The following is a 25,068-nucleotide window of genomic DNA, read 5'->3' on the forward strand; positions in this document are numbered from 1 at the left end:
TCGAGGGAGGGGAAGATGAGGCAGGACAAGTGGCTGGTGCCCACGGGCACCGCTGCCCGCGAGGTGGTGCGCGTGAACCCGGCGCTGGGGCGCCGCAACACCGTGCTGCCCGCGTTCCCCTCGTTCCTCCTGGAGGGTGCCTCCCAGTGGGAGGACGGGCCGGAGATGCTCCACCTCGCGTGGGAACTCGCCCGGTGCGCGCCGGAGGCCACGGCGGAGGAGTCCAAGGCCCTCGTGATGCTCGCCTTTGCGGCGCTGGTGAGCGTGCGCGAGGGCAGCACCCGCATGCCCGTGCGCGGGGAGGCGGGGAGGGCGTTCCTCGGGGCCGTGCTGGAGCGGCTCGGGGCGCATCCGAAGAAGGACCTGGAGGCGGTGCTCGCGCTCGTGGAGACGCTGCCCGAGGGTGTGCGCACGGTGCTCGGAGGGCCCGAGCGGCCGCTGGTGCTGGATGGACAGTGGCTCAGCCTGCAGAAGCTGCGGCACTCGGAGGACCAGCTGGTGGGGGCGCTGCGGGCGCGGATGACGCTGCCGCCGGTGCTCGCGGAAGGGGAGGCGAAGGCCCGGCTCGCGGAGGTGCTCGAGCGGCCGCCGCTCGCCGGGGGCAAGCCCCTGAAGCTCTCCGAGGAGCAGCAGCGCGCCGTCGCTACCGCCATGTGCCGTCCCCTCACGCTCATCACCGGTGGGCCGGGAACGGGCAAGACGTCCATCGTGGTGTCGCTCTTGCGCACGCTGGTGCGCCTCGGCGTGGCGCCGGAGACGATTGCCCTCGCCGCGCCCACGGGGAAGGCGGCGATGCGCATGGACGAGTCCGTGCGCGCGGCGCTGGGGTCGGTGTCGGAGCCCTCGGCCGAGGACACGCGGCTGCTCGAGGCACGGCCTCCCGCGCGCACGCTGCATCGGCTCCTGGGGTACTCGCCCTCCACCGACCGCTTCCTCCATCACGCGCTCAACCCCCTCGCCGAGGACGTGGTCATCGTGGACGAGAGCTCCATGGTGGACCTGTTCCTCATGGACCGGCTGGTGCGCTCGCTCAAGCCTGGGGCGCGGCTCGTGCTCCTGGGGGACGCAGACCAGCTCCCCTCCGTGGACGCGGGTGCTGTCTTCCGAGACCTCGTCCCGGATGAAGCCCCTCCGTCGAAGCCCGCCCCAGCCAAATCCCCCACGAAGGCGCGCAAGGAGCAGCTCCCTCTCCCCCTGGGAGAGGGTTGGGGTGAGGGTGCGGGGTTCCCCACCGTGCCCCCGTCCGACCCACGCGCCGCCTCCGCCGTGCGCCTCACGCAGAGCTACCGCATGGACCCGTCGGACCCCGCGGGCCGCAACATCCTCACCGTGGCGCGCGCGGTAAAGGCGGGTCAGCCCGTGCAGCTCGGCGGGGAAGGGGACGCGCGCGCCGCCCTGCGCACCCGTGCGCGTGACCTCGCCCTCTCCGGCATGGAGGTCCTCGAGTGCGAGCCCGGGGGCACCGAGTTCCAGTCCCTCCTCGACCGCTGGGACACGGATGTCCTGCGCGGAGGCGGAGACCTCGACTCCCTTGTCCGTCGCGAGTACCGCTTCGGCCTCGAGGGCTGCGTGTCCGAGGACGCAGCGGACCTCGAGCGCCTCTTCCGCCGCTTCGAGTCCGCGCGTCTGCTCTGCCTCACGCGCAGCCCGAACGACCCTTCGGGCACGGGCGCCATCAACGCCTACTTCCACCGGCGCGCGCTGCGCCTCGCCACGGGCCTGCAGCGCCAGGCGCCCGAGTTCCTCCCGGGCGAGCCGCTGCTCGTCGAAGCCAACGACTACGACCGCAAGCTCTTCAACGGCGACCAGGGGCTCGTGGTGCGCGGCGTGGACCTCGCGGGGGACCGGCAGCAGCACTTCATGGCGGCTTTCCGCTCGGGCGACGGCTTCGTGGCCTTCCACCTCGACGGCCTGCGCGGCCGCATCCAGCACGCGTACGCGATGACCGTGCACAAGTCGCAGGGCTCGGAGTTCGACCGGGTGGCGCTGGTGCTCCCGTCGCGCGACCTCCCGCTGCTCACCCGCGAGCTGCTCTACACGGGCATGACGCGCGCGCGGCGCTCGGTGGTCGTGGTGGGCGCCAGCGCGCTCCTGCAGACCGGCGTGCAGCGGGGCCTGAGCCGCTGGTCAGGGGTGGCGGAGAGAATTCGCGGGGCATAGAGGAGAGCGGTCATGCGAAAGCCACCGAAGCCAGCGACCTACGCGGATCTCGAGGCGCTTCCCGTACATCAGGTGGGCGAGATCGTGGACGGCGAGCTTTATGTCTCGCCGCGCCCTGCGTCTCGCCATGCGATCGCGGCTTCCGCACTGGGGGGCGAGCTGTTCGGGCCCTTCCATCGTGGACGCAACGGCCCGGGGGGATGGTGGCTGCTCGACGAGCCGGAGCTGCATCTGGGCCCGGATGTCCTCGTTCCAGATCTCGCAGGCTGGAGGCGCGAGCGCATGCCACGCGTCCCCGAGGTAACGTTCTTCACGCTCGCTCCGGACTGGATCTGCGAGGTCCTGTCTCCTTCGACGGCGAAGGTCGACCTGGTCCGGAAGCTTCCGAAGTACGCGCAGGCTGGCGTGCGTCACGCCTGGATTGTCGATCCCGTGATCAGGGCACTCGAGGTCTTCCGCTTGGAGCAGGGCCATTGGCTCCTGCTGTCCGCCTACGCCGGGGACGAGCGTGTTCGCGCAGCGCCCTTCGAGGCGATCGAGCTCGAGCTGGAGGCCCTGTGGCTCCCCGGGCCGGAGCAGGGGTAGGGCGCTCGACGCCCGCTCACCTGCTGCGCGATAAGCGCTGCGCTGACCTCGGTTGGGGCGCGGCACGCCGGACTGCCTTCTTCCGCGCGCCCGTGCGCTTCGGTGCGGCTTCAGGCCCCGGCGCCAACTCGATGCCGAACAGCCCCTCCAGCGCCTTGCCCTGAGCCGCGAGCTTCGCGCGGGGGGCCTTTCCCTTCTTCGCGAGCCCCTTCGCCGCGCGCGAGACGAGCGCGCTGGAGTCCACCTGGCGCAGGGTGAAGAGCAGCTCGGGAGAGCGGTCCAGTCGCGCGCCCACGCCGTAGAGCACCGCCGCCACGTGCTTGCACATCCCCGCCCAGTCCGGGCACGAGCAGTCGAAGTCGATCTCGTCAGGGCTGGGAAAGAGCCCCTTCTTGCGGTCGCACAGGCGCTCCAGGAGCGCCGCGGGGAGCCTCCCCGAGAGCAGCTCCACCACGGAGGCCACCTGTCCCGCGCACCCGGTGCACAGCGCCTTCCAGCGCGCCGGGGGAAGCGGCTTCACGGTGGCCTTGACCGTGTACACCTCGGACCCGCTGACCAGCGCGTCCACCTTGCCGGGCTTCACGCACAGGTGCACCACCGAGCCGTTGCGCACGTAGGTGCGGCCGCGCTCGAGGCGGCTGTAGAAGTCTGCGTACGACTCGAGGTGCGCGCACCAGCTCTTGCCCCACACCTCGCGGGCGATGGTGCGCCCCTCGAGCGTCACCGGCTCCACCACGAGCCCCTTCCTGCGCAGCGCCGCGAGCTTCTTCGCCGCCTGCTCGCGCCGCTGCGCCACCGGGACGTAGGGGGGAAAGCCGCCGTAGTATCCGCCGTAGAAGCCCATGGCCCTCACCCTTCCTCTCGAGCGCGCTTCACGTCCAGGGACACGAGGCGCAGCAGCTCCGCATCCGGCAGCTCGGTGAGCAGCACCTCGCCGCCGCCCTCCACCACGTCCCGGGCGAGCGCCCGCTTGCCCTCCAGCAGCTGCTCGATGCGCTCCTCCACGGTGCCCCGACAGACGAACTTGTGCACCAGCACGTTGCGCCTCTGCCCGATGCGGTACGCCCGGTCGGTCGCCTGGTTCTCGACCGCAGGGTTCCACCAGCGGTCGAAGTGGATGACGTGGCTCGCGGCGGTGAGGTTGAGCCCCGTGCCACCCGCCTTGAGCGAGAGCACGAAGGCCGCCGCGCCCTCCTCCTGTTGGAAGTCGCGCACGAGCCCTGTACGCGCGCGCACCGGCGTGCCCCCGTGCAGCACCCGCGGTGCGCGGGGAAACAGCCCGGCCAGGAAGTCCGCCAGGGGCTCGCACAGCTCGCGGAACTGGGTGAAGACGAGCACCTTCTCCTGGCGTGCGGCCACCGTCTCGCACAGCTCCGCGAGCCGGTGGAACTTGCCGCTCGCCTCGGGCGTCCACCGTCCGTCTCCGAGGTAGTGCGAGGGGTGGTTGCACAGCTGCTTGAGGCGCAGCAGCGTCGCGAGCACCAGGCCACGGCGCTTCATGCCCTCGGCGCTCTCGAGCTGCGCCTTCAGGTCTTCCACCACGCGCGCGTAGAGCGCCGCCTGTTCCGGGGTGAGCAGGCACTCGGCGCGCGCCTCCGTCTTGTCCGGCAGGTCCTTCACCACGCTCGGGTCGCTCTTGAGCCGGCGCAGCAGGTAGGGACGCACCAGCGCGCGCAGGGGGGCATAGCCCTGCGTCCCCTGCGTCTTGAGGAAACCGGAGAACTCGCGCGCCGAGCCGAGCAGCCCGGGGTTGAGGAAGTCGTAGAGGCTCCAGAGATCTCCCAGGCGGTTCTCCACGGGAGTGCCCGTGAGTGCCACGCGCGCCTCGGCCGTGAGCCCCTTCACCGCGCGCGTCTGGCGCGCCGACGGGTTCTTGATGGCCTGCGCCTCGTCCAGCACGACGAGGCCCCAGCGCCGCTCGCGCACCCAGGGCAGGCGCGACACGGTGCCGTAAGTGGTGAGCACCACGTCGTGCGCCTCCACCTCGCGAGGCTCCAGTCGCGCGAGCTCGGAGGCGGCCCGCGCCGAGGGATGGGCGAGCAGCAGCTTCAAGCTCGGGGCAAAGCGCCGCGCCTCCTCCTGCCAGTTGCCCAGCAGCGACGCGGGGACCACGAGCAGGTGCGGCGCGCGCTCGCCTCCCGCCTGCGCCTTGCGCCAGAGCAGCAGCGCGAGCACCTGCAGCGTCTTGCCCAGGCCCATGTCGTCCGCGAGCAGCGCCCCCAGCCCCAGCCGCGTGAGCACGTGCAGCCAGTGCACGCCTGCCTGCTGGTAGGGACGAAGGGTGGCAGTGAGGCCCGGGATGGCGCGCGTCTCGCGCAGCGCCTCGGGCCCGCGCAGCGTGTCGAGCAGCCCCGTCAGCCAAGGCCCTGATTGCACCTGCTCCCAGTGCCGCTCCGCGTCCTCGCCGAGCTCCTGTGCGGCGTCTCCGAGTGGCGCGCCAGCCAGCAGCCGCATGCCCTCGAGGAAGGTGACGCCGTCCTCCGACTCGCGCTCCACCTGCTGCCAGTGCGCGAGGACCTGCTGCAGCCGCTCGCGGTCCACCTCCACCCAGCGCCCGCGCAAGGACACCAGGCCGTCTCCCTGGCGCAGCAGCTTCGCGAGCTCGGCGCGGGAGAGCGGCTCGCCGTCCAGGGTGAGCTCCACCCGGAAGGAGAGCAGGGACTCGAGGCCCAGGCCCGTGGGTGCTTCGTCTCCCACGCGCACGCTCACCCGGGGCCGACTGCGCGCGCGCCACCAGTCGGGCACCCGGACCACCACGCCGGCCTCCTCCAGCGCGGGGACCTCCTGCAGGAAGGCGTGCGCCTCCGAGGGCGTCCACGCGAGAGGGTGGAAGAGCTCGCGCGACTCGACCAGCGCCCGCACCCGGGCGCCGCGCTCCGCCGCGCGCTGCACCGGGCCGAGCAGCGCCTTCAGGCGACCGCGGTCGAGCGCCCCCGCGGACTCACGCAGCGCGTCCCCCAGCGGGCGGTGCAGGGGACGCCCGCGCGCGGAGAGCCCCTCCGTGTACGTGGCAAGGAAGGCGAACGGGTGCTCGCCATCGCGCTTGTTCTCTGCGAGGTGGAAGTGCACGCGGCCCACCGTGCCCCACGAGGCGTGCAGGGATGCGAGCAGCGCCCGGGCGGGCGCGTCCTGCTGCGCGAGCCGGGCGCGCCAGGCGCCATGCAGGTCCTGCCACAGGCGCGCGAGCAGCGCGGCGTCCAGGTACTCGCCGCCGATCATCGGTGGGGCGCTCGCGGCGAGTGCGGTGAGCTCCTCCGTGGACGGGGGAGGGACCTCGAGCGACGCGGCCTCCGCGTCGAGCGCGTCGTGCGCGCACAGACCTGCCACGAAGCGCCGGGCGAAGTCGCGCCAGTAGGCGAGCGTGGGCGGCAGCGCGGTGTGCGGCTCGGCGGCGCCCAGGTGGAGGAGGCCCTGCGCCGGGTCCCGCGCGAAGGCCGCCTCGAGGCGCAGCGCCGCGGCGCGCGGGAGCTCCGTCGCCTCTGCTTCTCCGGCCACGAGGCGCAGGTGTCCCTGGGGAGTCAGGAGCGGGAGGAGGGCGGGCGGGGTGGCCATGGGGGCAGGGCACAGGTCTACAACACCCCCAGCCCCGGCCCTCCCCAGGGTTTGAGGGGACGCTCCCCTTGCGCGTCTAAGGGAGCGGCGTTACCATCTTCCCTAGATTGACATAGGGAAGGAGCGGTCCACGCGTGTTCGCCAATAATTCCGGGCTCTTGCAGGGGACGTTGGAGCTGTTGGTCCTCAAGACGCTGTCGTGGGGGCCGATGCACGGGTACGGCATCGCCCAGTGGATCGAGGGCGTCACGGAGGACGTCCTCAGCGTGGAGGAGGGTTCGCTGTATCCCGCGCTGTACCGGATGACGCGCAAGGGGTGGATCACCGCGGAGTGGGGCGTGAGCGAGAACAACCGCCGCGCCAAGTACTACCAGCTCACCCCCGCGGGCCGCGCCCAGTTCGAGGAGCAGGCCTCCGGGTGGCAGCGCTTCGCCTCCGCCGTCACCCACGCCGTCGGCACCACCCAGGCCCCCGCCTGGGCGACGAGGTAACCCGCCATGCGCAACCCCTTCTCCCCCGAGCGCCGCCTCTTCGAGCGCCGCCCCGATGCCGAGGTCGACGACGAGCTGCAGTTCCACCTCGAGCAGCGCATCCAGGACTACGTCTCGCGCGGCATGAGCCCCGAGCAGGCCCGCCAGAAGGCGCTCGAGCGCTTCGGCGACTTCAAGGGCGTGAAGAGCGAGTGCACCGAGCTGCTCGCCGCCGAGCGCCGCGCCGAGCACCGCCGCGGCTGGCTCGAGGACCTGTTTCAAGACCTGCGCTTCGGTGTGCGCGCGTCCCTGCGCGCGCCCCTGTTCACGCTGCTCGCCGTGCTCACCCTCGCGCTGGGCATCGGCGCGAACGCGGCCGTGTTTGGCGTGGTGAAGAGCGTGCTGCTCAACCCGCTGCCCTACCGCAATGCGGACCAGCTCGTGCGCGTGTACGCGCAGGCCACGGACGGCTCGATGCAGCGCTCGGGCCTGAGCACTGCGGCGGCGGCGGACGTGACCCAGCGCGCGCGCTCCTTCTCGCAGGTGGCCCCCTTCAGCCAGGGCCGCTTCGAGGTGAGCTACGCCGCGCAGAGCGGCCCCGAGGTGCTCTCGGGCGCGGCGGTGGACGGCCGCATGTTCGACACGCTGGGGGTCTCCGCGCTGCTCGGCCGCACGCTCACGGCGGCGGACTCCGCACCCGGTGCGCCCTTCGTCGTCGTGCTCAGCCACGCGGTGTGGCAGCGCGACTTCGGCGGGGACCCCGGAGTCATCGGCAAGACGCTGAACCTGGATGGCGACCCCACCGAGGTGGTGGGCGTGCTGCGCCCCGGCTTCGTGAGCCCGCTGGGTGAGGCGCAGCTGTGGTTCCCTCTGGATACGAGCGAGATCCTGAAGGACCCCGTGCGCGCGCGGCAGTCCCACTGGATGGGCTTCCTCGCGCGGCTCGCGCCCGGTGCCACCGTGGAGGCCGCGCGGCGCGAGGTGGCGAGCATCTCCGCGGACCTCGCCCGCGAGCACCCCGAGGCGGACGCAGGCCGCAGCTACACCGCCATCTCCCTGCGCGACGACATGGTGGGCGACACCCGCACGCCCCTGCTCGTCCTGATGGCGAGCGCCGGTCTCGTGCTCCTCATCACCTGCGCAAACCTCGCCGGGGCGCTGCTCAGCCGCACCATCTCGCGCCGCAAGGAGTTCTCCGTGCGCCTCGCGCTCGGGGCGGGGAGGGGACGGCTCGTGCGCCAGCTGCTCACCGAGAGCCTGCTGCTCGCGCTCGTGGGCGGCGCAGTCGGGCTGTTCCTCGCGCAGATTGGGCTCTCGGTGCTGCGCGAGCTCGCGCTGACGGCGCTGCCCGCGCATGCCGAGCTCTCGCTCGATCCGGGCGCGCTGCTCTTCACCTTCGCGCTCGCGCTGGTGACGGGGCTCGGCTTCGGGCTCGCCCCGGCGCTGTCCGTCACCAGCTCCAACCTGCAGGCCGAGCTGCGCGACGATGCGCGCACCTCGAGCGAGAGCAAGCGCTCGCGCAGCCTGCGCGGCACGCTCGTCGCTGGGCAGATTGCCCTCTGCTTGAGCCTCCTCGTCGGCGCGGGGCTGCTGGTGCGCAGCCTGTGGGCGATGACCGCGGCGCCCCTCGGCTTCAACCCCGAGGGCGTGCTCACCCTCAAGGTGCAGCTGCCCTCCAACAGCTACCCGGACCTCAACGCGCGCCTGCGCTTCTTCGGGCAGCTCGAGGAGCGGCTCGCGACCCTTCCCGGCGTGAGCAGCGTGGGCACCACGAGCGAGCTGCCGCTCGCGTCCGTGAACCGCAACGGGCTCGAGATGGAGGGCGTGGTGTGGCCTGCCTCCACCGGCGCGCCCTTCATCAACTACCTCAGCGTCTCGGACGGCTACTTCCGCACCCTCGGCATCCCGCTGCTGAGCGGGCGGACCTTCACTCCCTTCGACCGCCCGGGCGCGCCGCCCGCCGTGGTCATCAGCGAGGCGATGGCGCGCAAGTACTGGCCCCGCGGCGATGCGCTCGGCGCCCATGTGCACCTCGGGCCCCACGATGGGAAGTCCTGGGCCGAGGTGGTGGGCATCGTCGCCGACGTCCGCAACGATCCCTCGCACCCGCAGCCGGATCCCATGGCGTATGGCTCGGCCCGCCAGGAGACCTACAGCACCCGGGTGTTCCTGCTGCGGACGAAGGGTGAGCCGCTCGCGTTGCTGGGCCCCGTTCGGCGCGAGCTCGCCGCGCTGGACCCCTCGCTGCCCATCCGCGATCCCGCGACCTTCGAGTCCGTGCTCGGCGAGCAGCTCGCGGGACGCAAGCTGCCGGTGGTGCTGATGAGCGCGTTCGGGGTGCTCGCGCTGGTGCTCGCGGCGGTCGGCGTCTACGCGATGTTCGCGAGCATGGCGGCGGCCCGCGAGCGCGAGTTCGGCATCCGCGTGGCGCTCGGCTCGAGTCCCCGTGGCATCGCGCGCCTGGTGCTGCGTCAGGGGGCGGGGTGGATGGCCGTGGGGCTCGTGGGCGGCGCCGTGGGGGTGGCCATCGTCGCGCGGCTGCTCGGCGGGCTGCTCTACGGGGTGAAGCCCTTCGACGGTGTGGCGCTCAGCGTGGCGGTGGTGCTGATGGTGCTCTGTGCCTGCGTCGCGCTGATGGTCCCCGTGCGCCGGGCCGCGCGGGTGGATCCGCTCAACGTCCTGCGGTGACGGGGGTGGGGAGATCACGGCTGCCTGCCGGCCCTCTGTGTTCGCCGCCGGAAGTTTCAACTGGATCTCCGGCCCGCTGCGTTCAGTTCTGAATGGGTCCGATGCACGACGGCGGATCCGGACCTACCGTCTTCCGGTGGGCAGGCCTGCGGCATGCAGAGGCTTGCCAGAGGGGACTGCGATGGCGCGGCGGCGGTGGTGGTGGGGCAGCGTCTTTCTCGTGCTCGGGCTCGTGGGGTGCCACGACACCGGCAAGGCCCTGTTTCAGTCCGATCCGCCGCCGGCCCCCGCGCCGCAGCCTCCGCCTCCGCCGCCTCCTCCGCCGGTGATCATCCCCGAGGCGCCTCCGCCGCCGCCTCCGCCGGACCCCACGCCCACGCCCAGCAACCCCGGCGTCCCGGCGCCTCTGCCCGGCGTGTACACGGACAAGGGCGAGGCCCCGCGCGACGAGCACTTCCGCGGCCTCATCGCGCTGCCCATCCGCGACATGGACGGGCTCGAGAGCACGCTGCGCTCGCTCTATGACCCAGCGAGCCCGCGCTTCCGCAAGTACCTCTCCACGGACGAGATCAAGGAGCGCCACGCGCCCACCGAGGCGGACGTGAAGGTGGTCACCGACTGGCTCGTCTCCCAGAAGCTCAAGGTGGACGCGGTCGCCGCGAACCGGCTCCTCATCTACTTCGAGGGCACGGTGGGCCAGTTCAACGACGCCTTCCACGTGAAGCTGCGCTACCTCTCGCGCAAGCCGCCGCAGGAGGGCAACCAGCCGCACCTCGTCTTCGGCCTCCTCGAAGCGATCACCGTTCCCAAGTTCGTCGAGGAGCGCATCCAGGCCCTCGTGTCGCTCGACATCGACGAGCCCGTGGAGCCCATCCAGCCTGCGGACAACCGCGACGTGGGGCCGCCCAAGGAGATCGAGAAGGGCTACACGCCGAAGCAGATCTCCGACGCGTACGGCGTGTCCAAGCTCCACGCGATGGGGTTCAAGGGCAAGGGCGTGAAGCTCGGCGTGCTCATCGGCGGGACGTACCACCACCACGACGTGATGGACTTCTGGCAGGTGTTCGGCGTGGCGCGAAAGGACGCGCGCGTCGTCGAGCCGCTCGGCCCGCCGCTGCTGCGCATCCGCGAGTCCAACCTCGACGTGCAGTGGGCCGGCGCCATCGCGCCCGAGGCGGACCTCGTCGTCTACGCCGCGCCGGATGCTCGCAACACCTCGATGATCTACAGCTTCAACGAGATGATCGGCCGCGGCGAGGTGACCGTGATGACCGACTCCTTTGCCCACCGCGAGGACTCGGAGCCTCGCGCCGTGCGCTACTTCTACATGTACTCCTCCATGTTCGCCGCGGCCCAGGGCATCACCGTGCTCGCGGCGAGCGGCGACTCGGCGGGAGTCGACGTGCCGGCCTCCAGTCCCTACGTCACCGCGGTGGGCGGCACGCTGGTGGGCGTGAAGGACGGGCGCGCGGTGTGGGAGATTGCCTGGGAGGAGTCGGGCTCGGGAACGAGCCTGAACCTCGCGGCCCCTGAGTGGCAAAAGGGCCTGCCGGGCATCGACAGCAAGCGCGGGACGCCGGACGTCGCGCTCAATGCCGGCATGGGCTACTGGTACCTGTGGCTCGGCGGCTGGTACTCGAACATCGGGACCTCGTTCGCCTCGCCCGTGATGGCCGGCCTCGTCGCCGTGGTGAACAACGCGCGCGAGAGCCAGGGCAAGCCGCCCATGGGCTGGCTCAACCCGCTGCTCTACACGCGCAAGGACGTGCAGGCGACCTTCCGCGACATCACCGAGGGCGGCACGCCCAAGTACAAGGCGCAGAAGGGCTGGGACATGCCCACGGGGTGGGGCGCCCCGGATGCGGAGGGGCTGTACCGCACGATGCCGTGACGGAAGGGAGGGGGCGTGACGCAGGCACGGCGGTTGTGCGGTGCGCTCGCCGTAACCCTCGCGCTGCTCGGGGGCGCCTGCGGCGGAGGATCCTCGGCGCCACCTCCCGTCGAAGCGCCTTCGACACCCCCTGACGGAGGCGACGCGAGTCTCCCCGATGCGGGGCCGGCGGACGGGGGCGTGCCCGACGCGGGCCGTGGCGACGGCGGCCTGCCAGATGCGGGCGCGGCGGCGAGCACCTCCTTCGAGCGTGTGATTGGCGCGGTGGGACAGGACGAGGGCCGGTCCGTGGCGGTGGCACCCGATGGCGATGTCCTCGTGGCCTCCACGCACTTCGTCGCGCTGCCGGACTTCGGGGGAGGGCGCCAGCCCGAGCGCGGCACCGCTGCGCTCAGCCGCTTCAGCGCCCGTGGGATGCACCGGTGGACCTACGCCGAGTGGGACGAGCGCACCTGCGGCGGAGGCGAGCCCTGCATCACCAGCGGCCTCAATGCGCGGGCCACCGCCGTGGACCGGGACGGCCGAGCGGCCCTTGCGACCGTACGGCACGAGGAGGGCAGCGCCTTCGGCGAGTACCTTCTGCGCGAGACACCTCGGCTCACTGTGCTGGACGCGGACGGGCACGTGCTCTGGACCCGCGTCATCCAGGGACCCGCCGGCGGTGCGGACGTGAGCGACCTCGGCTTCGACCGCGAGGGCAACTTGCTCGCCTGGGGCCATGTGGGCGGGCCCGGCTGGGACTTCGGCGACGGCCAGCCTCATGGCGTCGCGCTCCAGGAGGTGAGCTTCCTCGCCTCCTACTCGCGCCAGGGCGAGCTGCGGTGGGCGAAGGTCTTCGGCGACGCGCGCGGGGTGAGCCGTTCGAACGCGATGGCGATGACCCCGGACGGAGACGTCGTGCTCGCTGGCGAGATGGCCGGACGGCTCTCGTTCGGAGGCCCGGAGCTGGTGGACAACGAGGGAGGGCAATTCCCTGAGGTCGGGTCGCCCGTCCCATCGCGCCCCTTCGTCGTGCGGCTGGGTTCGGACGGCGCGCACCGCTGGTCGCGGGTGCTCGACACCTTCGACGCCGAGGTGAAGGACCTGGCGGTATCGGCCCATGGCGTGGCGCTCGGCGGCCGCTTCCACCGGCGCATCGTGTTCGCGGGGAAGACAATCGACGCGAACTTCACCGAGGGCGGCGTGGCGGACGGTTTCGTTGCGGTGATGGGTCTCGACGGCGAGGAGCGATGGGCCACCTCCCTCCGCTCCAGCCTCGACGCCCCTTTCTTCGGCGTGGGCTGGTCTCCTGACGGCGATGTGTGGACAGCGAGCGCGATGTTCGACCGCGCGTGGGTGGGAGAGGTGGAAATCCCCGGCGCAGAAGGGGATGAGCCGCGGCTCGTGCTCGCCCTGCTGCGCGGGGAGGATGGCGTCGTGAGCCGCTTCACGGCCCCGCGGCGAGGTGGAGTCGAGGAAGGGGATCTTGCGGTGGACTCTCGCGGGGTCGTGGTGCTCGCAGGGGCGGTGACCGGAGGGAAGAGCTGCGGGCGCGGGTGCGGCGGCGCGCTCGAGCTGCTCCTGCTTCAGCGCGTTCCCTGAGCGGGGGCGGAGGGACGTAATCCCTCACCCCGTCCCTCTCCCAGGGGGAGAGGGGACAGGAGCTGCGCAGTGACTTCGCGGACGGCCTGGCGGGTCGCTTCGTCCTGCGTGTTCGGCGGCCAGGGCTGCTCTTGTTCCTCCACCATCCAGCGCGCCTCTCCGGGAGAGGACCAATGCTCGCGCGCGAGGATGCGCGTGAGGCGCTGGGCGCAGGTCTCCGGCGACTCCCACCCGCGCTTCACGAGCTTCAGGAGCCAGCCCACCGGGCCCGAGCGGGCCCCGAGCTCGGTGCGCACCACGCCGGGGTGCAGCACCACCACGTCCAGCTCGGGGTGCGCCGCGGCGACGTCCCGCATCGCGAGCGCGAACGCCAGCTTCGTCGTGCAGTAGGTGCGCACGCTCGAGAAGTCCTCGCCCGTGGGCGTGCGCGCGGCGTCGAAGCGGCCCTTGATGAGCAGCCCTGCGCTCACCACCATCACCCGCCGCAACAGGCCCGCGTCCAGCAGAACCTGCTGCAGCGCCAGCGGCGCAAGGTGATTCACCCCGAACGCCTGCTCCAGCCCATCCGCCGTGAGGGTGCGCTTCGAGGGCCACACGCCCGCGTTGTGCACCAGCGTCGCGCCCGGCTCGACCGCCGCTGCGAGCCGCGCTCCCAGCTCCCTCGCTGCTGCGCGAAAGGAGAGGTCTCCCGGCATCACCAGGGCGCGGCCTCCCAGGGCCTCGATCTCCCTCGCGAGGGACTCGAGCTGCCCGCGGTCTCTCGCTACCAGCACCAGGCGCTGCCGGGGCCGCTCGCGCGCGAGCGACAACGCGAGTGCACGGCCGATACCACGCGACGCACCGGTGAGGATGAGGTCGGGCATGCGCTCACCCTAGCGAGCGCTCCGCAGAATTGGAAGAATCTTCCAATTCGCGCCCCGGCGGCAGACGGCTAGGGTGCGCTGCGAGATGAGCCCGGGACGACGCGACGGTGAGCAGAGGCGCGAGGCGCTGCTGGATGCAGCGCTGCACCTGTTCGTCGAGAAGGGCGTCCTGCACACCGGCATCGAGGACATCCGGAAGGCCGCGGGTGCGAGCCCCTCCAGCGTCTACCACCTGTTCGACGGGCTCTCCGGCCTCACGCTGGCGCTGCTCGTGCGCACCTTCGAGCGGCTCTTCGGCCACATCTCGGAGCGGGTGCTGCGCGCGAAGACCGCCGAGGCCACCGTGGTCGCGCTCGTTGACTCGCACCTCGAGTGGGTCCTCGCCCACCGCGACGAGGCGCGCTTCATGTACCAGGCGATGGCGCTCGAGCTCGGTGCGGATACGGCGACGGCGCTGGCGGCACGCAAGACGGAGCTGCTCGCTCCCGTCGTCGCGCACCTGCACCCTTTCATCGTCTCGGGCGCGCTGCCCCGCTGGTCTCCCGTGCTCTTCGACGTCGTGCTGCTGGGCCCCAGTCACGAGGCGTGCCGGCGCTTCCTCGCGGGCGCGGAGCTGGACCCGGTGTGGATGCGCAGCAACTTCCCGCGGCTCGCGTGGCGGTGCGTGGCGCCGGAGAAGAAGCGGAAGACGGGGGCGCGGTAGGGCTCGCTTCCCTCACCCTTTCCCTCTCCCAGGGGGCGAGGGGACGGCTTCGCCCGTGTTCATCCCTGTAGGCGCAAAAAGAGAGGGGCCCCGCGTGAGCGAAGCCCCTCTCGTGTCAGGGCCTCACGTCTGGGCTAGGGAGTGGGCGCGACGGTGGCATCGGCCCGGGCGGCGCTCGGGTCGAAGAAGTTCGGGAAGCGCGAGAGCGCCAGCGCGAACCGGAAGTTGAAGCGGGTGCTCTGCGTGAAGGTGGCGCCGTCCGGGGACGTGTACGAGAGCCCGAGGATGGGCACGTCGTTCGTCGCCCCGCCGCCGTCCAACCCGATGAAGAGCGGCTGGCCGCGCGGGAAGGTGGTGGGCAGGCGCAGCACGAGGAAGAGGTTCTGGATGTCCCCCTTCGCGATGCCGTAGCGCACGCGCAGGCCCAGCCCCAGCGGGTCGTTGAAGTTCCACACGCTGAAGTCGTCGTCCTGGCCCACGAAGTTGCGCACGCGGTCGAGCGGGCGCGCGAGGTCGATGGTCGCGCTCCCGTCCGCGTTCACCACGCCCTTGGCCAGGGTCGCCTCCGCGAACACCGGCACCACCGAGGCGAGGGGCACCGCGGTGTCGAACAGCGCCTGGTGGAAGAGGATGGCATCACCGGCCGCGAGGAGCTGCTCCTTCGGGATGCGCACCGCGTAGTAGGTCCCCGGTGCGCTGCCGGTGAAGCCCACGAAGTCGCGCGAGCCGAAGTTCGCGAGCACCGTCTGCTCGTTGGTCACGAAGTCGATGTGACGCGTGCTGCGCCCACTCAGCACCGCGACCGGCAGCGCGAGCCCCGGGCTGTACTCGAGGCTGCTGTCGAAGGGGTTCCAGAACTCCTCGTTGAAGTCCTGCTGCCCGAAGATGTCGCCGATCTGCGCGGTGAAGCTGATGGAGCCCGAGCTCACCGGGAAGCCGTCCGTGGCCTCGATGCCCACCGTGTACAGGCCGCGCCGGATGGGGATCGTGTAGCGCCCGTCGATGATGTTGAACTCGGGGCTGATGAGGTTCAGCTCGCCCGTCGCCGGGTCCAGCGAGAGCTGCGTGGTGCCGCTGTAAGCGCTCACCGTCGTCTCCTGGCCGAACGCGGTGACGCCGTACACGTGGGCGCCGGCCACCGGCTCGTCGTACACGCCGTGGCGCACGTTGCCCTCGATGAGGCCGTACTCGTCCGTGAAGCGGCGGTCTCCGCGCTGCAGCGCAGGGGGCCCCGAGCGCGCGCTGCCCTCGGGGTACAGGTAGGAGGCCCACGCGAGGTCGTCCTCCTCGAGCGAGCGGCCCTCGCGCTCGGCGACGACGTCCCCGGTGTCGATGAAGGGGAACATCGTGGCGCCGGTGCCGTCGCGCGCGCTCAGCTGGTTGATGGAGGTGTGGCTCAGGCCGATGGAGTGGCCGAACTCGTGCGTGGCCACGGTGCGCAGGTCCACCGAGAAGATCTCGTCGTCGATGTCCTGGTCGCGCACCGTGAAGCGGAAGCCCAGCGCGGGGTCCACGTTGAACTGCACGTCGTTGTCCAGGATGGTGCCCGCCTCGTAGAAGCCCGCCGGGAACTCGATGTCCCCGTCACCGTCCACGTCGCGGCAGGTGGAGATGCCGGCGGCCACGTCGCTGTCGCCGTCCCCGTCGATGTCGTCACCAGGCTCGAAGACCGCGTCCGCGTTCAGGCTGGTGGAGGGCGAGGAGGCGATGGCTCCAAAGCCCGGCGGCGTGCGGAAGGTGAGCTCGTTGGTGAAGTCGAAGCCGCGCGTGCCCGGGTTCGACGTCGTCGTGGTGATGCGCGACTCGATGAACGAGGTGGGGATGTTGTTCCACTGGTCGAAGGACTGCTGGAACGCGGTGCGCGCCTGCGCCGCGGTGATGACGGGGGGGCCCAGGGGGTTGGGGATGGGGTCGAGCGTCGTGTTCATCGCGTACTGGATGGGCACGCAGCGCGTGTCCCACTTGATGCCGATGACCTTGGCGACGATCTGCCCCGGGATGGGGGAGGGAGCTCCCTCGGTGAAGTCGATGGTCTCCAGGCGGCCGCCGGCGAGGGCGGAGCTCGAGAGCGCGAGGGTGAGCAGGGCAAGGCGCAGCGGTGACGGGATTCGCGTGTGGTTCACGGGAAGTGCTCCTCGGCCTAGCGGCCCTTGCCTGCGGAGATGAGGGACTGGATGCGGGCCTTGAAGAGCGCGAGCGGCACCGCGCCCCCGTCCGCCATGCTGCTGTCCGTGACCGGCCCGAGCGCGCGCGCCGAGGGCGACGCCGGACGCAGGTTCACCCCGCGCAGGTCGCGGCTGACGAGCTTCTCGCCGCCCGCGCTCTGCACCACCGAGTACTTGCCCTGGCTGAAGCCCACCACCGTGTGCGCCTGCGCGATCGTCGGCTGCGGTCCGGTGAGGAAGAGGAAGACCTCCTCCTGCGTCCCGATGCGCGGCGCGCCCGGGTAGCTCATCGAGATGGGGAACTTGCGGTTCGCGTCCACGCCGCCCGGCAGCGCCACCGTGAGGCGGCGTGCGGGCGCGCCCTTGAGCGTCTCGCTCACCTCCACCGTGACGAGCGTCACCAGCGCGCGGTCCACCCACGCGGACTTGGACTCGACTGCCCGGCCAATCACGATCTGCCGCGATTGCTCGACGAGCTGCTCGTCACTGAGCCTCACCGCCGTGGTGGCGGAAGCAGCAGTGGCGAGCACCAACAACGACACGGTGCACAACGGCAAAGCACGTCCCATGGGGACCTCCAGAGGTTGAAGTCGCTCGGTATACGGACGGGCGAGCAGCACCGGCAGAGGGTGCAGACCGGAGGTCGAGACGTCTGTTGGTGCTCCTACAGGTCCGGCGTTCTGCGGGGAGAGTCAGGCCTCGGCGGGCAGCGCGTGGTGCGTGCGCCACAGCGCGAGGTACGCCTCGGCCTCGCGCTCCCAGCGGCTGTCGTCCCAGCTGAGCTCCTGCTGACAGAGCGCGCGGATCGCGGGCAGCTCCGCTTCACCCCCGTGTGGCAGCAGCAGGCCGAGCCGAACCCGCCGCAGCAGGAGGTCCTCCAGGTGCACGACGCGCTCGTGGCGGGCGGCCCAGCGCAGCTCGGCCCAGAGGGTAGGCGTGCCGGGGATGGGCTGCAGTTCTTCCGCGCGCGTCTCGGAGACGAGTCTCGAGGCTGCTGCGCCGTAGCGGCCCTGCAGCCGCGCGCGCGCCGGGGCGGGGAGGTCCGCTGCGAGCGCAGGGGCGGCGTCGAGAAACGGGCCCTTCTTCTGCAGGCTCGCGAGCGCCGGTAGCCGCGAGCGCAGCGCCTGCAGTGCGTCCTGGGCGATGGCGCGGCAGGTGGTGAGCTTGCCGCCCGTCACCGTGAGCAGGCCGTCCTCCGCAAGCACGAGGTGATCTCTCGACTCCTTCGACGGGTCCCGCTCGCCGCTCGAGATGACCGGCCGCACGCCCGCGTAGCAGGAGCGCACGTCCGCGCGCGTGAGCCCCAGCGAGGGGAACTCGGCCTGCGCTGCGGCCAAGAGGTACTCCACCTCCGCGGCGCTGATGCTCGGCTCGGTGTCGAGTGGAGTGGGGTGGTCCAGGTCCGTGGTGCCCAGCACCGTCGCCCCCTCCCACGGCAGCGCGCACACGAAGCGGCCGTCCCGCGCGAAGCGGAAGCTGACGCCGTGGGTGAGCGGGAAGCGCTCCGCGGAGAAGACGAGGTGGCTGCCGCGCAGCGGGCGCAGGCGCGGCGGGTGGGCGCGCAGCGCGTCTGCCCACGCGCCCGTGGCGTTGACGACGGCGCGCGCCCGGACCGTGGCCTCGTGGGCTCCGGCCGTGTCCTTCAGCGTGGCACCGACGACCTGACCGTCCTCGCGCAGCAGGCCCGTCACGCGCGCGTAGTTGAGCGCGGTGGCTCCTGCCACCGTGGACTCCTGGATGAGGCGCAGCACGAGCCGTGCGTCGTCCACCGTGGCCTCGGCGTAGGGGACGCCAACGAGGTCCGGCTCGTCCACGAGCGCAGGGACCAGGGCTCGCAGCGTGTTCGCGCGGTGGTTGCCGTCGGGGAGGGTGCCCTCGAGGAGGGCGTACGCGGCCACTCCGATGCGGCCCTGCCAGCGCTTGAGGCCCTCGCGGCGGTGGCTCGCGAGGAGGAAGGGGAGGGGCGTGACGAGGCCGTCGCCCTCGGCGAGGAGGCGCTCGCGCTCGCGGATGGACTCGCGCACGAGGCGCACGTCCCCCGTGGCGAGGTAGCGCAGCCCCCCGTGCACCAGCTTCGTCGAGCGGCTCGAGGTGCCCCAGGCGAAGTCGCGCTGCTCCACGAGGAGGACACGGAGGCCCGCGCGCGTGGCCTCGCGCTGGATGGATGCTCCCGTGATGCCGCCTCCGATGACGAGGAGGTCCCAGGTCTTCGTGGCCAGGTGGGACCAGTGGAGCTCGCGGTTCGACATGGCTTGCAATCCCTCACCCCGACCCTCTCCCAGAGGGAGAGGGGACGGTGTCAGACGAGCTTCCCCGGGTTCAGGAGGCCATCGGGGTCGAAGGTGCGCAGCACGTTGCGGATGCTCTGCACGCCGAGCGCCCCCTTCTCCGCCTCGAGGTACGGCTTGTGGTCCGTGCCGACGCCGTGCTGGTGGCTGATGGTCGCTCCATGCGCGACCATCGCCTGGCTCGCGGCGGCCTTCAGCGCGGCCCAGCGCGCGTGGGTGTGCTCGGGGCTCGCGCCCAGCCGGAACACGAAGGTGGTGTAGAGGTTCGAGCCGCTCGCGTAGACGTGCGAGAGGTGCGTGAAGGCGAGCACCCGCTCACCCTCATGCGCGAGGGCCGTCTGCAGCGCGCCCTCCACCGCGGCGAGCACCGTGGGCACCTGGCTCCACGTCGTGGCCGTCTCCACCGTGTCCACGCCCCAGCCCGCCTCCCACGCCGCGTTGCGCAGGTAGGGCGCGCGAAAGCGTCCCTTGCGCCACTTGTCTCCGAGCACCGGCACCCGCACCGCGCCATGGCGCGCGGCCAATGAGAGCGCATCCTTCAGCGCGAGCCCCGCGAGCCGGCGCGTCCCCGAGACGCCGAGCACCAGCATGCAGCGGCCTTCCCCCGCGCCGCGCAGCGAGAGGACGCGCCTGAGGAAGCCCACCGCTCGCGGGTGTCCCGCGAGCGCGAGGTTGATCGCCGTCTCCTGCGGCGTGCTCAGGCGCAGCATGCTCAGGGGCAGCGCGCTCTGGGCGAGCTCGCGCACGGCCGTGCGCGCCCGCTCCCAGTCCGGGAAGAAGAGCGCGTGGAAGGACTCGCGCTCGGGCAGCGGGGTGATGCGCACCGTGGCCTCGGTGAGCAGGCCCACGCGTCCCTCCGAGCCCAGCACCAGCTCGCGCACGTCCGGACCGGTGGAGGAGGAGGGGAGGGGCGGAAGGACGAGGCTGCCCACTGGGGACTCGAGCCGCCCGCCCGCGAAGGCGCTCTCGATGCGGCCGTAGCCCAGCGCCTGCTGGCCGCGCGAGCGCGTCGCAATCCATCCCCCCAGCGTGGAGTGCTCGAAGGACTGCGGGAAGTGCCCCAGCGTGTAGCCGCGCGCGCGCAGCTGCGCCTCGAGCCTCGGGCCGGTGACGCCGGCCTCGAAGGTGGCGAGGCGGTCCTCGTCCGAGAGGACGCACAGGCGCTGCAGCCGCTCGAGCGACACCGTGAGCACGGGCGCGGCGTCCGGCTCCACGTTCACGTGGCCCACCACGCTGGTGCCGCCGCCGTAGGGGATGAGCCGCGCGCCCACCCGGCGCGCGTACGCGAGCAGCGCGCGCACCTCCTCGGTGCACTCGGGGAAGGCGACCCCGTCCGGGAAGGCGGGCAGCCGGCCCGAACGCAGGGCGATGAGATCCGGAAAGCTCTGCCCCCGCGCGTGGCGCAGCCGCGCCTCGGGCTCGATGTTCACCAGCGCGTTGGCCGGCAGGCGCGAGCGGGGAACGGTGGCGAGCACCTGCGCGAGGCCCGCGTCCTCGGGCGGAGTGCCCGCGCCGACCGCGGCCTGCAGCGCCTCGACTGCCGTGGGCGGCAGCGCGTGGCTCACCGCCTCGGCTCCCCAGCCATTCCAACGCCGCACGTCGTTCCCCCCGCTCATGGTGGGGCAGACTAGCGCAGCAGCGTGATTGGAGCGTGACGGGCGCGGCCGGCCGGACTGCCGAGCCCCGGGGCCGCCCTAGCTCTTGAGGCCCACGAAGATGTGCTGCACGTCGTCGTCCTCGTCCATGTCCGCGAGGAAGGCCTCGACCTCGGCCCGCGCCGCCCCGTCCAGCTCCACCGGGTTCTTCGCGATCCACGCGAGCGCGCTGGACTGCACCTTCCACCCCGCGGCGCTCAGGGCCTTGCCCACCGCGTCCAGGTCCGTGGGGGCCGTGTAGAAGCGCGTCTGGCCCTCCTCACCCGCCTCGAGGTCCTGCGCCCCGGCCTCGATCGCCGCGGTCTCCGCGTCCGCGCCGTCCGCGGGCGGCGCGGCCTCGATGACCCCGAGCCGGTTGAAGTCCCAGGACACCGCGCCGCTCGTCGCGATCTGCCCCTTCTTGAAGAGGATGCGGATGTTCGTGGCGGTGCGGTTCTTGTTCTCGGTGAGGCACTCCACGATGACCGGCACCTGGTGGGGCGCGAAGCCCTCGTAGGTGACGGTCTCGTAGTTCACCACCTCGTCGAGGAGCCCCGCGCCCTTCTTGATGGCGCGCTCGAGCGTGTCCTTCGGCATCGAGGCCTTCTTCGCCTGGTCCACCGCGATGCGCAGGCGCGAGTTGGAGTCGGGATCCGGCCCCGCCTTCGCGGCGACCATGATCTCCTTCACCAGCTTCGTGAACTTCTGCCCCTTGGCCGCCGCGTTCTCCGTGCGGCCCTTCTGCTTCCACTGTGCACCCATGGGGAGAGTTCTAGCTCAGCGCCCGTTCTGGCGCAGCCACTCCCTGCGCCGCTGCTCCTGGCGCTCGCGGCGGGCCAGGGCGTCCGCCTCCTGCGCGGGCAGCTCCTCGAGCCGCGCGCGGTGCAGCTGGATGTTGAGCTGGTGCAGGCCCACGTCGCGCTCGGAGAGCCGGCCCACGCCGTCCGCGAGGATGCGCTCGGACAGCGCGATGTAGTCCTCCGAGAGCTGCCGCCGGTACGCGTAGTAGGCGTGCACCTCCTCCTCGGTGGCCTCGTTCGCCTGCACCTTGCCGAAGAGCGTGTTCACTCGCGCCGCCTCCTGCTCGCGGGCCTGCAGCACGGCGGGGTCTTCCGTGGGCACCGCGTCCCTCCAGTAGCGATTGTCCGGAAGCTCCCTGCGCAGCCGTTCGAGATCCACCGTGTACCCGAGCCCGGGCAGGGCCTCGTCATCGCCCGGAGGTGCAGCCGCGGGCGCGCTCGCGGGACGCTGCGCGAGCTGCGCCGGGGCGGCCGGTGCTGCGGGCGCGGCGGGCGCGGCGGGCGCCGGCACAGCGGTCACAGCGGGAGGACGTGCCGAGGCCACGGGCGGAGGTGCGGCCGGCGCGCGCGCCGTGACGACGCCCAGCCCTGCCACCGTGCACAGCGCCACCACCGCCAGCCAGAGGAACCGCTTCGAGCGAGGGTTCATGCGCAGAGCAAATCCGCGCGGGGCTGCGCAGGACAACGGCGCGCGGGACGAAGGTCCCCCCGCAGACAACTCGTTTGGACCCCGAGCCCCCTGCCCAGCCGCTTGCGGGGAGTGCTGCGCTCCGGGCCTTCACCCCTCTGGAGGTTCCGATGAGACGCGTCTTGATGCCGAGCCTGCTGGCCCTGCTGCTGCTGTCCTCCACCCCGGTGCGCGCGGAGGTGCTCGTCTCCGCCATCGTCAGCGTGCTGGTGGACGGCGGCAACAACTACAACTGGGAGAAGGTGGCGCTGCCCGGCACGCAGTGTGGCAACGGCTCCCAGTACAAGTTCTTCATCCGCCGCACCGGCTCGCCCAACGTCCTCTTCTTCCTCGAGGGCGGCGGCGCCTGCTGGGACTACGACACCTGCAGCGGGCGCGCGGGCATCCTCGGCGCGGCGAACCCCAACGGCATCGCCGACGACTACATGAAGCAGTTCACGGCGAAGTACGTGAGCCCCATCGTGAACGGCGCGGACCCGGGGCTGCCCTTGCGCAGCCGCACCGACCTGGTGACCAAGGACTGGAACATCGTGTACCTGCCGTACTGCACGGGCGACGTGCACATCGGCAACAGCAGCGTCACGTACACGGACCCCACGGGCGCGCAGCCGCCGCTCGCGTGGAAGCACAACGGCTACAACAACACGATCGCCGCCGCGAACTACGCGCGCTCCCAGTTCCCCAACGTGCAGAAGCTGCTCGTCACCGGCTACAGCGCGGGCGGCACCGCGACCTCGAGCGCGTACTACTTCATCCGCCGCGCGCTGAACCCCGCGCGCGGCTACCTGCTCAACGACTCGGGGCCCATCTACCTCGCGCCGAACATCAGCTCCCGCTCGCGCCCGCTGCACGAGAAGATCCGCCAGTCATGGGCGCTGGACTCGGTGTTCGGCCTGCTGCCCGCGAGCTTCGACCGCAACGACTACGGCACCATCAACCGCATGGTGGCGCAGGAGTTCCCCGGCGATCAGCTCGCGTACACGGGCTACACGCGCGACTACAACTACTCGCGCTTCTCCTACGAGCGCTTCCTCACCCCGAACGACAAGGAGAGCGTGCTGCGCTACTGGAAGGAGGACGAGGAGCGGCTCATCAACGAGCTCAACCTCTACCCGAACTGGAGCTACTTCATCCCCTACGAGCGGCAGATCAACGCGAGCCACTGCTCCACCATCATCACCTTCATCGGCTCGCACGCCTGCCAGCGCATGGAGAAGAAGCATTACTGGTACGAGTACCTCGAGTTCCCGCAGACCCAGACGTACAAGTGCTACAGCGAGTTCGTCCCGATGGAGACCTTCCTCAAGCGCTTCATCGTGGACGGCACCCGCACGCGCATCTACGAGCCGCCCAACGGCTACAACGCGCAGGACCCGGGGATGCAGATCGTGGCGCCGCTGATCAACGGGGCGGTCGGAGGGTAGAAACGGCGAGGCCGCCGATCCCGGGCGGGAGCGGCGGCCTCGACTGCTCGAAGCTGCGTGCCTCTCAGAACAGGTTCCAGAGGTACTGGTTCGTGACCTCGTGGTGGAACTGGATCTCGGCGGGCTTGATCATCGTGCCGAGCTGGCGCGGGCAGCGCTCGGCGGAGGCGAGCTTGAGCTCCGCGTACTTGCCCTGCACGTTCTCACCGAGCGCCTGCGCCATGAACTGGCTGCCCTTGAAGAGGCGGATGGCGTCCACGATGTTGTCCGGCAGGAAGCGGGTGCGGGTGCGCTTCGTCTCCGCCTCCTCCTGGCTCTGCGGCCCCTCGAGGCCGACCTTCAGGATGCTGTAGAGCGCGAGGTAGGGGTTCGCGTCCGGGGCCACCGAGCGCACCTCGACGCGCGCGCTCTTCTCGTTGCCGAAGGGGATGCGGACCATGGCGCCGCGGTTGTTGGCGCTGGCCTTGATCTGGTTCGGCGCCTCGTAGTGCGGGTCCAGGCGGCGGTACGCGTTCACGCTCGGGTTGAGCACGAGGCACAGGTCGTTCGCGTTGGTGAGGATGCGGTCCACGAAGTCCCAGCCGGTGGTGCTCAGCCCGTCCTGGCCGTTCTTGTCGTGGAAGATGTTCTTCCCACCGCGCGAGATGGACAGGTTCATGTGCATGCCGCTGCCGTTCACGCCGGTGACGGGCTTGGGCAGGAAGCTCGCGGTGGAGTCCAGCTGCGCGGCCACCTGGCGGCAGAGCAGCTTGTAGAGCAGCACCTGGTCGGCGATGACGAGCGCCTCGCCGTAGTTGAAGTTCATCTCGAACTGGCTGGGCGCCACCTCGGGATGGTCCTTCTCGTTCTGGAAGCCCATCGCGCGCTGGGCCTCGGCCGCGCGGTCGATGAAGGTGCGCAGCACGTCACCCGGCAGCGAGTGGAAGTAGCCGCCGATGGAGATGAACTCGAACTTCCCGTTCTCGTGGTAGTGGCGCTCGGCGTCGCGGCCCTTGAAGAGGAAGCCCTCGATCTCGGGGGCGAAGTGCACCACCGTGCCGTCCTTCTTGTGCAGCTGCTCGGTCATCTCGCGCAGGCGGCCGCGCATGTCCGAGGGGTAGAGCGAGCCGTCGCGGTTGTGCGCCTCGGCGAACACCAGCACCTTGCCCGGGCCGAACACGTCCGAGGGCAGCCAGTAGAAGGCCGACCAGTCCAGCGCCAGGCGCAGGTCCGACTCCTGCTGCGCGCTGAAGCCGCGCACGCTGGAGCCGTCGAAGGTGAGGTTGTCCGCGTTCTTGAGCAGGAACTTCTTGTCGTAGTCCAGCATGTGCAGGCGACCCTCGAGGTCGCTGAAGCACACGGTGACCGCCTTGATCCGCTTCTCGTCCACCAGGTACTTCGTGCGCGCCTCGCGCAGCTTGTCCGGAGACACCCGCTGGTGGCGCTCGTCCTTGACCTTGAGGTTGAGCTCCTCGAGCTCGTCGTACGGAATCTCCAGGAAGGTGCGCAGCTTGGTGTCCATGGTGTCTCCAGGTACCCCACTGCCGACCGGGACGGCCCCGGTGCGGCGCGGTTGGCTTGGTGGCGGGATATTTAT

At 71.4% G+C, this 25,068-nt stretch carries 18 protein-coding genes; 8 read left to right on the forward strand and 10 right to left on the reverse strand.

The window, feature by feature from the left end:
* Positions 1-15: 15 nt before the first annotated feature.
* Together recD and FGE12_RS20360 are read left to right on the forward strand one after the other, a co-directional pair.
* Positions 16-2,160: an exodeoxyribonuclease V subunit alpha gene (gene recD / locus FGE12_RS20355; protein WP_153868199.1), complete on the forward strand. Its 2,145-nt coding sequence runs from the start codon at positions 16-18 to the stop codon at positions 2,158-2,160.
* A gap of 12 nt (positions 2,161-2,172) precedes the next feature.
* Positions 2,173-2,745, forward strand: a complete 573-nt coding sequence (locus FGE12_RS20360) for a Uma2 family endonuclease (RefSeq protein WP_153868200.1) — start codon at positions 2,173-2,175, stop codon at positions 2,743-2,745.
* Positions 2,746-2,761: 16 nt separating this feature from the next.
* Here the strand turns inward: FGE12_RS20360 and FGE12_RS20365 are convergent, their stop codons facing one another.
* Positions 2,762-3,589 carry an SWIM zinc finger family protein gene (locus tag FGE12_RS20365; RefSeq protein ID WP_153868201.1) on the reverse strand — a complete coding sequence of 276 codons (828 nt, stop codon included), beginning with the start codon at positions 3,587-3,589 and terminating at the stop codon, positions 2,762-2,764.
* A 5-nt stretch (positions 3,590-3,594) separates the two neighbouring features.
* Positions 3,595-6,240: a DEAD/DEAH box helicase gene (locus tag FGE12_RS20370; protein ID WP_370459081.1), complete on the reverse strand. Its 2,646-nt coding sequence runs from the start codon at positions 6,238-6,240 to the stop codon at positions 3,595-3,597.
* 191 nt (positions 6,241-6,431) lie between these two features.
* Here FGE12_RS20370 and FGE12_RS20375 point away from each other — a divergent pair, with 191 nt between their 5' ends.
* From FGE12_RS20375 to FGE12_RS20390, 4 genes are all read left to right on the forward strand, one after another.
* Positions 6,432-6,788, forward strand: coding sequence for a PadR family transcriptional regulator (locus tag FGE12_RS20375; protein WP_194798107.1), 357 nt, complete (start codon positions 6,432-6,434; stop codon positions 6,786-6,788).
* A gap of 6 nt (positions 6,789-6,794) precedes the next feature.
* Complete coding sequence (locus FGE12_RS20380) at positions 6,795-9,455, forward strand: ABC transporter permease (protein ID WP_153868203.1); 2,661 nt, start codon at positions 6,795-6,797, stop codon at positions 9,453-9,455.
* A gap of 181 nt (positions 9,456-9,636) precedes the next feature.
* Positions 9,637-11,346 carry a protease pro-enzyme activation domain-containing protein gene (locus FGE12_RS20385; RefSeq protein WP_194798108.1) on the forward strand — a complete coding sequence of 570 codons (1,710 nt, stop codon included), beginning with the start codon at positions 9,637-9,639 and terminating at the stop codon, positions 11,344-11,346.
* A 180-nt stretch (positions 11,347-11,526) separates the two neighbouring features.
* Positions 11,527-12,927 (forward strand): hypothetical protein, encoded by a 1,401-nt coding sequence (locus FGE12_RS20390; RefSeq protein WP_153868205.1) that lies wholly within the window; start codon positions 11,527-11,529, stop codon positions 12,925-12,927.
* On the opposite strand, the gene FGE12_RS20395 is transcribed toward FGE12_RS20390, so the two are convergent.
* Positions 12,912-13,790: an SDR family NAD(P)-dependent oxidoreductase gene (locus FGE12_RS20395; protein ID WP_153868206.1), complete on the reverse strand. Its 879-nt coding sequence runs from the start codon at positions 13,788-13,790 to the stop codon at positions 12,912-12,914. The two genes, FGE12_RS20390 and FGE12_RS20395, sit on opposite strands and share 16 nt — an antisense overlap.
* A gap of 85 nt (positions 13,791-13,875) precedes the next feature.
* On the opposite strand from FGE12_RS20395, the gene FGE12_RS20400 reads away from it, so the two are divergent.
* Positions 13,876-14,493: a TetR/AcrR family transcriptional regulator gene (locus FGE12_RS20400; RefSeq protein WP_153868207.1), complete on the forward strand. Its 618-nt coding sequence runs from the start codon at positions 13,876-13,878 to the stop codon at positions 14,491-14,493.
* Positions 14,494-14,627: 134 nt separating this feature from the next.
* Here the strand turns inward: FGE12_RS20400 and FGE12_RS20405 are convergent, their stop codons facing one another.
* From FGE12_RS20405 to FGE12_RS20430, 6 genes are all read right to left on the reverse strand, one after another.
* Positions 14,628-16,616, reverse strand: coding sequence for a matrixin family metalloprotease (locus FGE12_RS20405; protein WP_153868208.1), 1,989 nt, complete (start codon positions 16,614-16,616; stop codon positions 14,628-14,630).
* A gap of 17 nt (positions 16,617-16,633) precedes the next feature.
* Entirely contained in the window at positions 16,634-17,227 is a 594-nt protein-coding gene (locus FGE12_RS20410; RefSeq protein ID WP_153868209.1) for a hypothetical protein, read from the reverse strand.
* A 123-nt stretch (positions 17,228-17,350) separates the two neighbouring features.
* A complete protein-coding gene (locus FGE12_RS20415; protein WP_153868210.1) occupies positions 17,351-18,907 on the reverse strand; it encodes a glycerol-3-phosphate dehydrogenase/oxidase in 1,557 nt (518 codons plus the stop codon).
* 50 nt (positions 18,908-18,957) lie between these two features.
* Complete coding sequence (locus tag FGE12_RS20420; RefSeq protein ID WP_153868211.1) at positions 18,958-20,562, reverse strand: FAD-binding oxidoreductase; 1,605 nt, start codon at positions 20,560-20,562, stop codon at positions 18,958-18,960.
* Positions 20,563-20,640: 78 nt separating this feature from the next.
* The gene (locus FGE12_RS20425; RefSeq protein WP_153868212.1) at positions 20,641-21,342 is read right to left on the reverse strand and encodes a YebC/PmpR family DNA-binding transcriptional regulator; all 702 of its coding nucleotides are present in this window, start codon (positions 21,340-21,342) and stop codon (positions 20,641-20,643) included.
* A gap of 15 nt (positions 21,343-21,357) precedes the next feature.
* Positions 21,358-22,029 carry a hypothetical protein gene (locus FGE12_RS20430; protein ID WP_153868213.1) on the reverse strand — a complete coding sequence of 224 codons (672 nt, stop codon included), beginning with the start codon at positions 22,027-22,029 and terminating at the stop codon, positions 21,358-21,360.
* 149 nt (positions 22,030-22,178) lie between these two features.
* Between FGE12_RS20430 and FGE12_RS20435 the strand changes: the two genes are divergently transcribed.
* Positions 22,179-23,492: a pectin acetylesterase-family hydrolase gene (locus FGE12_RS20435; protein WP_153868214.1), complete on the forward strand. Its 1,314-nt coding sequence runs from the start codon at positions 22,179-22,181 to the stop codon at positions 23,490-23,492.
* 64 nt (positions 23,493-23,556) lie between these two features.
* Here FGE12_RS20435 and FGE12_RS20440 read toward each other — a convergent pair whose 3' ends face one another.
* Entirely contained in the window at positions 23,557-24,993 is a 1,437-nt protein-coding gene (locus tag FGE12_RS20440; RefSeq protein WP_153868215.1) for a glutamine synthetase family protein, read from the reverse strand.
* Positions 24,994-25,068 lie beyond the last annotated feature (75 nt).

It is taken from the genome of Aggregicoccus sp. 17bor-14 (assembly GCF_009659535.1).
Taxonomy (GTDB): domain Bacteria; phylum Myxococcota; class Myxococcia; order Myxococcales; family Myxococcaceae; genus Aggregicoccus.